This window comes from Moheibacter lacus, assembly GCF_014042165.1.
Classification (GTDB): domain Bacteria; phylum Bacteroidota; class Bacteroidia; order Flavobacteriales; family Weeksellaceae; genus Moheibacter; species Moheibacter lacus.
On sequence record NZ_JACDZE010000004.1, the window covers coordinates 91,794 to 103,827 of the forward strand.

General features: G+C 36.6%; 10 protein-coding genes and 1 tRNA gene. 8 read left to right on the forward strand and 3 right to left on the reverse strand.

Annotated features, from left to right (window positions below; genetic code table 11):
* Window positions 1-34 precede the first annotated feature (34 nt).
* The 3 genes from arsC to HU137_RS11100 are packed head-to-tail and all read left to right on the forward strand — an operon-like array spanning window position 35 to window position 2,843.
* Window positions 35-376 (forward strand): arsenate reductase (glutaredoxin), encoded by a 342-nt coding sequence (gene arsC / locus HU137_RS11090; RefSeq protein ID WP_182043920.1) that lies wholly within the window; start codon window positions 35-37, stop codon window positions 374-376.
* Between the two features lie 29 nt (window positions 377-405).
* Window positions 406-2,628, forward strand: a complete 2,223-nt coding sequence (locus HU137_RS11095; protein WP_182043921.1) for a RelA/SpoT family protein — start codon at window positions 406-408, stop codon at window positions 2,626-2,628.
* An 8-nt stretch (window positions 2,629-2,636) separates the two neighbouring features.
* Window positions 2,637-2,843 (forward strand): hypothetical protein, encoded by a 207-nt coding sequence (locus HU137_RS11100; protein WP_182043922.1) that lies wholly within the window; start codon window positions 2,637-2,639, stop codon window positions 2,841-2,843.
* On the opposite strand, the gene ligA is transcribed toward HU137_RS11100, so the two are convergent.
* Together ligA and HU137_RS11110 are read right to left on the reverse strand one after the other, a co-directional pair.
* Window positions 2,840-4,834 carry an NAD-dependent DNA ligase LigA gene (ligA, locus tag HU137_RS11105; protein WP_182043923.1) on the reverse strand — a complete coding sequence of 665 codons (1,995 nt, stop codon included), beginning with the start codon at window positions 4,832-4,834 and terminating at the stop codon, window positions 2,840-2,842. The genes HU137_RS11100 and ligA overlap by 4 nt on opposite strands.
* 125 nt (window positions 4,835-4,959) lie before the next feature.
* Complete coding sequence (locus HU137_RS11110; protein WP_182043924.1) at window positions 4,960-6,141, reverse strand: thiolase family protein; 1,182 nt, start codon at window positions 6,139-6,141, stop codon at window positions 4,960-4,962.
* Window positions 6,142-6,272: 131 nt separating this feature from the next.
* Here HU137_RS11110 and lysA point away from each other — a divergent pair, with 131 nt between their 5' ends.
* The 3 genes from lysA to HU137_RS11125 all read left to right on the forward strand — a co-directional run bounded on the left by lysA (window position 6,273) and on the right by HU137_RS11125 (window position 9,254).
* Window positions 6,273-7,478 carry a diaminopimelate decarboxylase gene (lysA, locus tag HU137_RS11115; protein ID WP_182044140.1) on the forward strand — a complete coding sequence of 402 codons (1,206 nt, stop codon included), beginning with the start codon at window positions 6,273-6,275 and terminating at the stop codon, window positions 7,476-7,478.
* Between the two features lie 70 nt (window positions 7,479-7,548).
* A tRNA-Ser gene (locus HU137_RS11120) sits at window positions 7,549-7,633 on the forward strand.
* 274 nt (window positions 7,634-7,907) lie between these two features.
* Window positions 7,908-9,254 carry a site-specific integrase gene (locus tag HU137_RS11125; protein WP_182043925.1) on the forward strand — a complete coding sequence of 449 codons (1,347 nt, stop codon included), beginning with the start codon at window positions 7,908-7,910 and terminating at the stop codon, window positions 9,252-9,254.
* Between the two features lie 293 nt (window positions 9,255-9,547).
* On the opposite strand, the gene HU137_RS11130 is transcribed toward HU137_RS11125, so the two are convergent.
* Entirely contained in the window at window positions 9,548-9,817 is a 270-nt protein-coding gene (locus HU137_RS11130; protein ID WP_182043926.1) for a helix-turn-helix domain-containing protein, read from the reverse strand.
* A 305-nt stretch (window positions 9,818-10,122) separates the two neighbouring features.
* Here HU137_RS11130 and HU137_RS11135 point away from each other — a divergent pair, with 305 nt between their 5' ends.
* Both HU137_RS11135 and HU137_RS11140 read left to right on the forward strand, forming a co-directional pair.
* Window positions 10,123-11,607, forward strand: coding sequence for a MauE/DoxX family redox-associated membrane protein (locus HU137_RS11135; RefSeq protein WP_182043927.1), 1,485 nt, complete (start codon window positions 10,123-10,125; stop codon window positions 11,605-11,607).
* 133 nt (window positions 11,608-11,740) lie between these two features.
* Entirely contained in the window at window positions 11,741-12,007 is a 267-nt protein-coding gene (locus HU137_RS11140) for a DUF6520 family protein (RefSeq protein WP_182043928.1), read from the forward strand.
* Window positions 12,008-12,034 lie beyond the last annotated feature (27 nt).

A 12,034-nucleotide genomic window follows, 5' to 3' on the forward strand; every position in this document is an offset into this window, starting at 1 on the left:
AAATTAGAAAGAATTAAATTACAAAAATTATACAATGATAAAAATTTACCACAATAATAGATGCAGCAAAAGTAGAGAAGGCAAGCAAATCATAGAAGATTCCGGTAAAGATTTTGAAGTTGTAGAATACATGAAAGCGCCTATGTCTAAAAATGATTTAGAATCAATTATTCAAAAATTGAGAATTAGACCTTTGGATTTGGTACGGAAAAAAGAAAAGGCATGGAAGGAGAATTTTGAAGGTCAAGATTTGACTGATGATGAAATTATCCAAGCAATGATAGAACATCCAGCTTTGATGGAACGACCCATAGTCATAAACGGAAGAAAAGCAGTCGTCGGTCGGCCACCAGTTCTGATCAAAGACATCTTGTGATTTCGGAACAATTTAATTAACTTTAACCTATGGCAGAAGAGAAGGTATTAGATCCTATAGAGAAGGAAAATCAGGAGATTTCAAGACGGTATAAATTATTGTTGAAACATTCGTATCAAACCTTAACGACGGATGACAAAAAGTTGATCCGTAAGGCGTTTGATTTGGCGGTGGAAGCGCATAAAGACCAACGCAGAAAGTCGGGCGAACCTTATATTTTTCATCCGATTGAAGTGGCCAAAATCGTCGCTGATGAAATCGGATTGGGCGCGACGAGTATTGCAGCCGCATTGTTGCATGACGTAGTGGAAGATACAGATTATACGCTGGATGATATCCGTGAAATATTTGGGGAGAAAATCGCCAGAATCATCGATGGTTTGACCAAAATTTCGGTGTTGAACAAACAAGATGTTTCGATCCAATCGGAGAATTATAAAAAACTCCTTTTAACACTTTCAGAAGACGTTCGTGTTATTCTCATCAAAATTGCTGATCGTTTGCACAATATGCGGACGCTAGAATCCATGCAAGAGGACAAACAGCTGAAAATCGCATCTGAAACGATTTTTATTTATGCGCCGCTCGCACACCGTATGGGATTGTACAACATCAAATCGGAATTGGAAGATTTGAGTTTGAAATATACCAAACCGGACGAATACGCAAGCATAGAACAAAAATTAATTGAAACCAAAGAAGAAAGAGAAAAATACATCCATGATTTTACCCAAACGGTCAACGAAAGATTGGTAGAAGAAGGTTTGGAATTTGAGATCAAAGGCCGTTCAAAATCCGTGTTTTCCATTCACCGAAAAATGCTTTCTCAGCATGTTTCTTTTGAGGAAGTCTACGACAAATTTGCCATCCGTATTATTTACCGGTCCGACAAAAAGAACGAAAAATTTGTGGCTTGGAAAATTTATTCGGTCGTGACCGACATCTTCCGCCCCAATCCTAAACGATTACGCGACTGGATTTCCCAACCCAAATCTACCGGATATGAATCTTTACACATAACCGTAATGGGCCCGATGGCGAGATGGGTAGAAGTCCAAATCCGTTCAGAGCGCATGGATGAATTGGCAGAAAGGGGAGTGGCAGCGCATTATAAATACAAGGAGAATTACCAAGTTGAAGATTCGAAAGTAGACGAATGGATCAGTCAGGTGCGGGAAATGTTGGAAAACAATGAAGGACAGGACGCATCTGAATTCATCGATAATTTCAAATTTAATTTGTATGCCAAAGAAATCTATGTTTTTACGCCAAAAGGCGATTTGTTTTCTTTGCCCAAGGGTGCTTCATCGCTTGATTTTGCGTATGCGATCCACAGTAACATCGGCGACACTTGTTTGGGAGCCAAAGTGAATGGGAAACTCTATCCGCTGAGCCATGAATTGCAAAGTGGTGATCAAGTCGAAATCTTGACTTCACCTAATCAAAAACCAAAGATGGATTGGTTAGAATTTGTGGTCACCAGTAAGGCGAGATCAAAAATTAAAGCTTCGCTCAATGCTGCTCGCAGAGCAACTTCTGAGGAGGGAAAGGAAATTCTGATCAGAAAACTGCGTCATTTGAAATTGGATTTTAGTGAAAGTATCGTCAATGATTTGCAGGTTTTTTTCAAATTGAAAAACAGCCAGGATGTTTTCTATAAAGTTGCGACGGGAGAAATTGACAACAAAAGTTTGCGGAAATTTGCGGAAGGAAAATCAGGTATTACAGGTTTTATCAACCGATTCCGCCCAAAAGCCAAAACCGTTTCTCAGCCAGAAGAATTGATTCTGCAGAAATACGATTCGCTGGTTTTTGGACCAGATGAAGAAAAACTAGATTATGATTTGGCTTCCTGTTGTAATCCGATTGCGGGCGATAAAGTATTTGGGTTTGTGACGGTTGCAAAAGGCATCAGGGTACATAAAAAAGATTGTCCAAATGCAGTTGCATTACAAGCCAATCAAGCCTATCGGATTATCCGCGCCAAATGGATCGATTCTTCTTCCCAATTGTACCGGGCGATTATAAATATTCACGGTTTGGATAGAATTGGATTGGTCAATGACATCACGAAAATCATTTCTTCCAATTTGCATGTACACATCAGAAGCATCAATATTTCTGAAGAAGATGGTGTTTTTGATGGGAAAATTTCGGTTTCAGTTAAAAATAAGGTTCAATTGGAACGAATTTTAGAACAATTGAAAAATATCGAGGGAATCGAAAAAGTAAGCCGTACCTTTGCAAATTAATTTTGACCATGAAAAAAGTATACATTTATTATATCGTCGGATTTTTCATTGCAGTGAGCATCGGCTATTTTTCCAGTGAAAATCCTTTTTATGGATTTTTTATCGGTATGATTTTATACGCCATTTTTGTGGCAATTCTTTCTTTTTTTATGGGCGCTTTTGGCGCCAATCCTATGGACAATTCGCCTTACGAAAAACGAAAAAAGGAGAATTAATTCTGGATCATTTTTAAGAATTCATCTTCGGTTAAGATTTCAACCGTTCCGATGGATTCTGCTTTTTTAAGTTTGCTTCCGGCTTTCTCACCTGCGATCAAATAATTCAAATTTTTACTGACCGCCGAAATATTTTTCCCACCGTTCTGTTCCACCAATTTTTGGGCTTCTTCACGGGTGAATTGCGTCAACGTTCCGGTAAACAGAAAAGTTTTTCCTTCTAACAAATCGGAAAGCGGTTTTTCTTCTTCGCCAATTTCGAGTTGAATTCCTGCTTTTTTAAGCCGTTCAATTAAGATTTGATTTTTTTCTTTGGAAAAGAATTCTTGGATACTTTCCGCGATTTTCGTTCCGATGTCTTCCACATTTTCCAATTCTTCCAAACTTGCATTTTGCAAATTCTCAATCGAATGAAATTTTTTGGCCAATTTTTTAGCAACCGTTTCGCCCACGTGGCGAATTCCAATCGCATACAAAACTTTTTCAAATGGAATTTTTTTGGATTCTTCGATTGCATCGATGATGTTTTGTGCTGATTTTTCAGCCATCCTGTCAAGTGGTAATAAATCTTCCTTTTTCAAATCATAAAAATCCGCCACATCTTTTGCCAAACCATTGTCATAAAGCAAAACAATTGTTTCACCACCGATGCTTGCCATGTCCATCGCTTTCCTTGAAACAAAATGTTCCATTCGCCCGATGATTTGTGGTTTGCATCCATCTTCATTGGGACAGAAATGGTGGGCTTCGCCTTCGTTACGAATGAGTGCTGTTCCGCATTCCGGACAATTTTTGATGAATTCAATTTTCTGCGCATCAGGTTGTCGCACATCCAAATTTACTTCCACGATTTTTGGGATGATTTCGCCACCTTTTTCAACATAAACCATATCCCCAATCCGAACATCCAATTTCTCGATGATGTCCTCGTTGTGGAGTGAAGCCCGTTTCACAACCGTTCCGGCGAGAGAAACCGGCTTCAAATTGGCGACCGGTGTAATCGCCCCGGTTCTTCCGACCTGATAGGTAATGCTCAACAATTCCGTTTCAGCCTTTTCAGATTTGAATTTGTAAGCCATCGACCAGCGCGGTGATTTGGCTGTAAATCCGAGTTCGTTCTGTTGTGCAAATGAATTGACTTTTACGACGATTCCATCGATTTCAAAGGGCAATAATTTTCTTTCTTTGTCCCAAAATTCGATAAATGCCAAAACTTCGTCCAAATTCGAACATAATTTGGCTGTGGAAGGAATTTTAAATCCGTAGTTTTGAGCGGATTGCAACATTTCCCATTGGGATTCAAAAGGCAAATTATTTCCCACTATCGTATAGAGATAACAGTCGAGATTTCGTTTCGCAACTTCAGCGCTGTCTTGTTGTTTGAGGCTTCCGCTTGCCGTATTTCTTGGGTTGGCATATAATTCCAAACCTTCTTTTTCCCGTTCAGCATTGATGCGGTTGAATTCTTTTAGCGGTAAAATGATTTCGCCACGGATGTAGAATTTTTCGGGATAATTTCCCTTCAATTTTAAGGGAACGGTTCGGATGGTTTTTATATTTTGAGTGACTTCATCGCCCTGAAATCCATCGCCGCGTGTGACGGCTTGTTTCATTTGGCCGTTTTCATATAAAATGGATATCGAAGCGCCATCGTATTTGAGTTCGCAGACAAATTCGACTTTTTCTTCTAGTGTTTTTTCAATTCTTTTTTCCCAATCCTGTAAATCTTCAATCGAATAAGAATTATCCAAGGAATACATTCTAAACTCGTGAACGATGGTCGGAAAGTTTTTGGTAACTGCTCCGCCAACTCTTTGGGTTGGAGAATTCGCATCGAAAAATTCGGGATGCGCCGTTTCCAATTCTTGTAATTCTTTTAATTTCTGATCGAAATCAAAATCGGAAATCGTCGGATTGTCAAGTGTGTAATAATTGTAATTATGCTGGTTCAATTCTTCCCGAAGCGAATTGATTTTTTCTTGAATGGACATAGAAAAATGAATTTGAACAAAGATAATTTTTCAATTTGAAAATTGGATAATTTGGGAATTTGAAAATAAAAAATCCTTGCCAAAAAAACTTGACAAGGATACTTTATAGATTGTATTTTGTACAATTATTCTACATTCTCAATAATCATCGCAGAAGCGCCACCACCTCCGTTGCAGATCCCGGCTCCACCGATTTTTCCGCCGTTTTGTTTCAATACGTTGATCAGCGTAACCAAAATTCTGGAACCTGAATTTCCCAAAGGATGTCCGAGTGAAACTGCACCTCCGTTTACGTTGATTTTCGCAGCATCCAATTCCAATAAATTGGTGTTCACGATTCCAACTACGGAAAAAGCTTCGTTGAATTCCCAGAAATCAACTTCAGATTTGTCCAATCCGGCTTTTTTCAAAGCAACCGGAACTGCTTTTGCAGGAGCCGTGGTAAACAATTCAGGATCATGAGCTGCATCTCCATAAGAAAGGATTTTGGCCAATGGTTTTAAGCCTAATTCCTCAGCTTTTTCTCTCGACATCAAAACCAAAGCAGAAGCACCGTCGTTCAAAGTAGAGGCATTTGCAGCGGTAACGGTACCTTCTCTTTCAAATGCCGGACGTAAACTTGCGAATTTTTCGAAGTTGGCAGATTTGTATTCTTCATCTTCTGAAACGATTAGCGGATCACCTTTTCGTTGAGGAACTGCTACCGGAACGATTTCATCTGCAAATTTCCCTTCTTTCCAAGCATTGGCTGAACGGGTATAGGATTCGATGGCAAAAGCATCTTGTGCTTCTCTTGAAATATTGTATTTCACAGCCGTTGCATCAGCTGCAAAACCCATTGTTTTTTTGTTGTAGGCATCTTGAAGTCCATCTTGAATGATTCCATCCAATTGAACGGCATTTCCAAATTTGATTCCGGTACGACCAGACATATTGTAAAATGGCGTTTGGGACATATTTTCCATTCCACCGGCAACGACGATTTCGGCATCGCCACATTTGATCGCTTGCGCAGCAAACATCACGGCTTTCATCCCTGAAGCACAAACTTTGTTAACGGTAGTACAAGGAACGGAATTGGGAAGACCGGCAGCAAGAGCAGCTTGGCGGGCAGGAGCTTGTCCTTCACCGGCTTGTAAAACATTTCCCATAAAAACCTCCTGAACTTTTGAAGGATCTAAATTGATTTTTTCTAAAGCACCTTTAATAGCAGTTGCACCCAATTGAACAGCGGGTACAGTAGATAATCCACCTAAAAATGAGCCCATGGGCGTTCTTACGGCAGATACGATGACAACTTCTTTCATAATTTGTTTTGCGTTATGATTTTAAAATAGTCCTGCAATTTAGCGATTTTTACAGTGAAAATTTGAGAATTCGCTTTAATCTTTCATTCAAATTAATACTTTTGCAACTTAGAAAAATTTTTAATATGACAATGGATAGAGAACAGCTCCTAAATGTTGCTGAGAAATTTGGTACGCCGGTTTACGTGTACGATTCAGAAATTATGAGGGCTCAATACGAGCGAATGATCAATGCTTTTTCTACTGTCAAGAAGGTCAAATTAAATTATGCTTGTAAAGCGAATACAAATCTGAACATTTTAAAATTTTTCAAATCTTTGAATTCCGGTCTAGATACGGTTTCCATTCAAGAAGCGATGATCGGTATGAAAGCCGGATTTGAGCCAAATGAAATCATTTATACGCCAAATGGTGTTTCTTTTGAGGAAATTAAAATGGCTGTGGAATTGGGGTTGAAAATTAACATTGATAACATTTCGGTTTTGGAACATTTCGGACATGAATTCCCTGATTATCCGGTTTGTATCCGTATCAATCCACACATCATGGCTGGTGGAAATTCAAAGATTTCGGTAGGACATATCGATTCTAAATTTGGGATTTCGGTTCATCAGATGCCACTTGTAAAGAGAATGGTGGAAAATACAGGTTTAAAAATCAATGGCATACACATGCATACAGGATCTGATATTTTGGACATCGATGTGTTTTTACAAGGAGCGGAAATTTTATTTGAAGTCGCAAAAGATTTTAAGGATTTGGACTATTTGGATTTTGGAAGTGGATTTAAAGTGCCTTATTATCCAAATGGTGATGAAACGGATATCGAATATTTAGGTGAAAAATTGGGCAATCGATTCAATGTTTTTCAGAAGAAATATGGAAAAGAATTGACCTTGATGTTTGAACCGGGGAAATATTTGGTAAGTCAATCAGGTTATTTTCTGGCTTCAGTCAACGTAGTAAAGCAAACGACATCTACGGTTTTTGCCGGAATTGACAGTGGATTCAACCATTTGATCCGTCCTATGTTCTATGGTGCGCACCATGAAATCCTGAATTTGTCCAATCCGGAAGGAAGAAATAGATATTATACCGTAGTCGGATATATTTGTGAAACCGATACTTTTGGAAACAATCGCAAAATAAATGAAATCCGTGAGGGCGATGTTTTGTGTTTTTTAAATGCCGGAGCTTATTGTTTCTCAATGGCTTCCAATTATAACTCAAGGTTCAGACCTGCAGAGGTTTTGTTGGTCAATGGTGAAGCGCAATTGATCAGAAAAAGAGAGACGATCGAAGATTTATTGGGAACGACTATAGAAATTTCGATTTAGGTTTGCAGATTTGAATTAAAAAACTATATATTTGCACCCACAAATGAGGAAACGGTCAAGGTTTCCATTTGGAGAAATGGCAGAGTGGTCGATTGCGGCAGTCTTGAAAACTGTTGAGGGTAACACCTCCGGGGGTTCGAATCCCTCTTTCTCCGCTGAATATGAAAAGCTAGACTTTTCAAAATCTTCTAAAATTTTCAAAAACCCTGTAATAACAATGAATTGCAGGGTTTTTTGATTAATCATCTATCACAAAATTTTCAAAAGCAATCAAAATTACTCTGCATTAATCGTGGCAATTTTTCAGACCGAAAAATAACTGCCACGATTTGAAGTATAATTCATTAAAATATAAGATGTTAAGTAGTTTAACATCTTGATTCAAAGACATAATATTTAGAAATTTATAAACCATAAATATTTAAAGTTATGTTAGAAAATAGTTTTGCAATATTATTCTTTTTAAAAAAGACTAAGAGAGAAACTCCCCATAGATTTATTTATTTGAGAGTTACAGTAGACGGAATTGCAAAGGAAATTTCGATCAAAAAGAAATGGAACGTTTCAAGATGGGATCAGAAAAGAGGAAGAGCAAGAGATAATAAAGAAGATGCGAAAGTTTTAAACTTTTATCTGGATTCTTTGGAATCTAAAATCATGATGTTCAGAGCTAAAATGGTTACTGAAAATAAAATTATTTATACAATTGACATCATAAATCACATAAAAGGAACAGACCGAAAGAAAAACTATGTTTTAATAGAATTTCAAAAGCATAATGACGAGATCGAAGCACTAGTCTCTTCCGAATATGCTCCCGGGACATTAGAGCGTTATAAGACTGCAAAATCACACTTAGAAGAATTCATAAGCCACAATTATAAAAGAGAGGATATCACATTCCATGAACTCGATTATGAATTCATAAGTGAATATGCAATTTATTTAAAAACGGTCAGGAAATGCAGTCATAATACCACTCTTAAATATATCAGTAATTTCAAGAAGATAGTATTGAGAGCAGTTGCTAAAGGAATTATCAACTCTGATCCGTTTATTCAATTTAAAATCAGGAAAGTAAAACTTAATAAACGACCACTCTCCTGGGAAGAATTACGGCGAATTGAATCAAAAGAAATAACTAATGAAAGGTTAGCTATTGTAAGGGACATTTTTGTTTTTCAATGTTATACCGGTTTGGCGTACATTGATGTATTTAATTTAAAAAGATCAGATATCAAGAAAGGCTCAAATGGTGAATTATGGATAATATCAAATCGGCAAAAAACCAATTCAGTCTCAGATGTGCCGCTCTTACCAAAGGCTATCCAAATTTTAGATAAATATAAGGATCATCCTTTCTGTAAAACTACTAATCAAGCTTTGCCGGTAAAGTCTAACCAAAAAATGAATGGATATTTGAAAGAAATTTCTGCTATCTGTGGAATTGATAATGAACTTACCACTCATAAAGCAAGACGAACTTTTGGAAGTACTGTTACTTTGAATATGGGTGTTCCAATACATGTGGTCAAAGAAATGCTGGGACATCACTCTGTCAAACAAACTGAAGAATACGCAATTACTGAAAGTAAAACGATAAACAGAGAAATGAAGTTGCTTCAGAAGAGACTTGCTAAAGAGAAACGAGGCAATACCAAAGAATTTAAATATTTATCGGATGATATATTAAATTCGAATAAGAATGACGCATTAGGGAAACTTTGGAAATTAGAGCAGGAAATTCAAAGAATAAAAGAAGCAATTACTGATTGAGATGAGAATCTTATAATATTTGGATAAGGCTTTTTCCGGAAGGGTGATAGGATGGGGTATAGTGAATTATGCCCAATTTCACTAGTTCTTTGATGTACTTATGATATGTAGGAATGCTTTTAATTTTTGAATGTTTCAAAAGTAATTTTCTTGTTATTACAATAGATTTTGCTGATTTTTGATTTAAACCTAATCTGGCTACTGCTATTAGTATTGTCAAGTGCCATATAGTAATTTCGGGATTATTTGACACTGAGATTAGGTAAGTTATCCAATAGTGAGACAAGTAAACATTATTTTCCATCAAAGAGTTTTAAAAGATCAGATTTGCTGTAGTAATAAGAACCTAAAACTTTTTGATAACGAATTTTTCCGCTCGTCCTTAAATTCTGAAGTGTTCCGGGAGAAATGTTCAAAATCTTTCTAATCATTTTACTTCTGAGCCATTCTGTGTTTTCGTTATTTTCAGTATTTTCACTATGATAAGTTTGTAGTATTTTCTTAATGTCTTCAATTAAAGAAACGCGAAACTTTTCCAGATCATCATTAGTTATATAGTTCATGTTTTTTTATCCAAAATTATATTTGAGTATCAATCAGATTCTTGCTAGGAAGCGAAAGGAATGATATGTCTTTGACTGTCCTGGTAATCTCAGTTTCCTTTTTCTATTTTGTGAAAATGGGTCTTCATTTTTATCACTTCAATGATATAATTCTTTATCAATGCTAAAATGCACTAAATAGGAAAACTAATGCTTGATATGGATAATAATTTGATTTTCTGATGTTTATATATTTGAAATGAGTTGTTGTCAAAATAAAAAACTTGCCAATTAATTTACATTATTGAGATAAATAAGAATTCATCATGGGGATTAATATTGACATCAAAAAGAAAAAATTAATAGTATATTTTATATGTTATTTATATATCGTATTGTTTGTTTATGCATCGGTTAGTAAGATACTCGAATTCCAAGACTTCCAAACCCAATTGGGGCAATCCCCAGTTTTGGGTGCGTTTGCCGTTCCGATTTCCTACGGGATTATTTTAATTGAAATGATGGTATCTATGCTTTTGATTTTTGAGAAAAGCCGTGTGGTAGGCCTTTATTTATCTTTTTTGCTGATGGTAATGTTTACGGCGTACATCGTCATTATTTTGAATTTCACCTCTTTTACTCCGTGTTCCTGTGGGGGCGTATTGGAAGATTTGGGGTGGACGGAACATTTGATTTTCAATGTGGTTTTTATTCTTTTGGCCATTCTAGCATTGGTCAGTTTAGTGGATAATATCAGGCCAATAATCTTTAAAATAACAGGATTGTTTTTATTTGGGATAAGCTTAGTTGCAGTGTTATATGGTTTATCCGAAAAAGAAATCAAAAGAAACAATGCCTTTCAACGGAAGTATATCCCGCATAGATTGGAAGAATTAGGTAGTTTCCCATTGGAATCCAATGCTTTTTATATAGCAGGAATTGATGATCAAAACATTTATTTAGGAAATTACAATGCTCCGCTGTATCTAAAAGTCATCCGTCGGGATTTGAGAGCTTCAGAGCTTATAAAAATTGAGATTGAAAACTACAACTTACCCTTTAAACGTATCAAAATCCACGTGCAGATTCCCTACTTTTTTATAGGAGACGGAACGGTGCCCGTGTTGTTGCGAGGCAAAACAAGCGACTGGAAAGGTGAAGTTTTTTCAAAAGGTGAAGCTTATTTTTATGATTTTCAGGTGCTGGATTCCAACCAAATACTTATCAGTACAACCCGTACAAAATCCCAAGCCAATGTTTTGGGGATTCTGCGCAAAAGAAACAACACGGTCGATTTAATACTGAGCGATTCCATATTAAAGTCTCAAATAGATGGAACCTTTGATACCGATGGAGATTTGTTATGGAATGCTCCCATGAATCAAATGGTGTTTGTCTATTATTACCGCAATCAATTTGAAGTAGCCAATAAACGTCTATCCTTTCTATTTACAGGTAAAACTATTGACACAATTTCGCGTGCTCAGATTGATGTTGGCTATTACAAAAAGGAGAATGTATATAAATTAGGAAAGTCAACCCTAGTGAATAAAACCAGTTCTGTTTGGGGAAATCATCTTTATATAAACAGTGAGCGTTTGGGGAAATATGAAAATGAAAAGGTATTGAAATCAGCCGGAATTATTGATGTCTATGATTTGAACCGAAAGGAATACCGACACAGCTTTTATTTCTATCATCAACGGGATCAGAAACTCAAAGAATTCAGGGTGATAAAAGATACCATCATTGCAATCGTAGAGGATCAGTTATGGGTACAAAAGATAAAACCTGAATATTTCGCAGATTAATATATTCCTTTTTTTCCTTGTTCCTAGATAATAGAATGGATGACAAAAATAAACTAAAGATATAGTGTGCACTTCAGGAGTAAGACCGAATACCTGTATAAAATAGTAGGTCATCATTTTAAAATTAACACGTATGAAAACAAAAATTTTCAAAACAGGACTGCCTATTATGGCATTTTTGATGGCTATTGCGTTTGCATTTGCAACGGAAACAAACGTGAAGGGAGAAGCTCCCTTGATCACAGGGTATGTAATCCAGAACGGAGTCTGTACATCGGCTCCGAAAGATTGTGTGGTTGATGCAAGATATGATTGCAAATACATGGGCTTGCAGGTTTATAATCTTGAAGATGGTGAAACAACTTGCAGGGTAAAACTCTTTCAGCATACACCTAATTAATTTTTTGAAGGAGCGAAATTTTTCGCT

What these genes read in the sequence shown, in the direction of transcription:
- HU137_RS11140 (WP_182043928.1), top strand. Translation starts at nt 11,741, where the DNA reads ATGAAAACAAAAATTTTCAAAACAGGACTGCCTATTATGGCATTTTTG.
- HU137_RS11125 (WP_182043925.1), top strand. Translation starts at nt 7,908, where the DNA reads ATGTTAGAAAATAGTTTTGCAATATTATTCTTTTTAAAAAAGACTAAG.
- arsC (WP_182043920.1), top strand. Translation starts at nt 35, where the DNA reads ATGATAAAAATTTACCACAATAATAGATGCAGCAAAAGTAGAGAAGGC.
- HU137_RS11130 (WP_182043926.1), bottom strand. Translation starts at nt 9,817, where the DNA reads ATGAACTATATAACTAATGATGATCTGGAAAAGTTTCGCGTTTCTTTA.
- HU137_RS11100 (WP_182043922.1), top strand. Translation starts at nt 2,637, where the DNA reads ATGAAAAAAGTATACATTTATTATATCGTCGGATTTTTCATTGCAGTG.
- HU137_RS11095 (WP_182043921.1), top strand. Translation starts at nt 406, where the DNA reads ATGGCAGAAGAGAAGGTATTAGATCCTATAGAGAAGGAAAATCAGGAG.
- HU137_RS11110 (WP_182043924.1), bottom strand. Translation starts at nt 6,141, where the DNA reads ATGAAAGAAGTTGTCATCGTATCTGCCGTAAGAACGCCCATGGGCTCA.
- HU137_RS11135 (WP_182043927.1), top strand. Translation starts at nt 10,123, where the DNA reads ATGGGGATTAATATTGACATCAAAAAGAAAAAATTAATAGTATATTTT.
- lysA (WP_182044140.1), top strand. Translation starts at nt 6,273, where the DNA reads ATGGATAGAGAACAGCTCCTAAATGTTGCTGAGAAATTTGGTACGCCG.
- ligA (WP_182043923.1), bottom strand. Translation starts at nt 4,834, where the DNA reads ATGTCCATTCAAGAAAAAATCAATTCGCTTCGGGAAGAATTGAACCAG.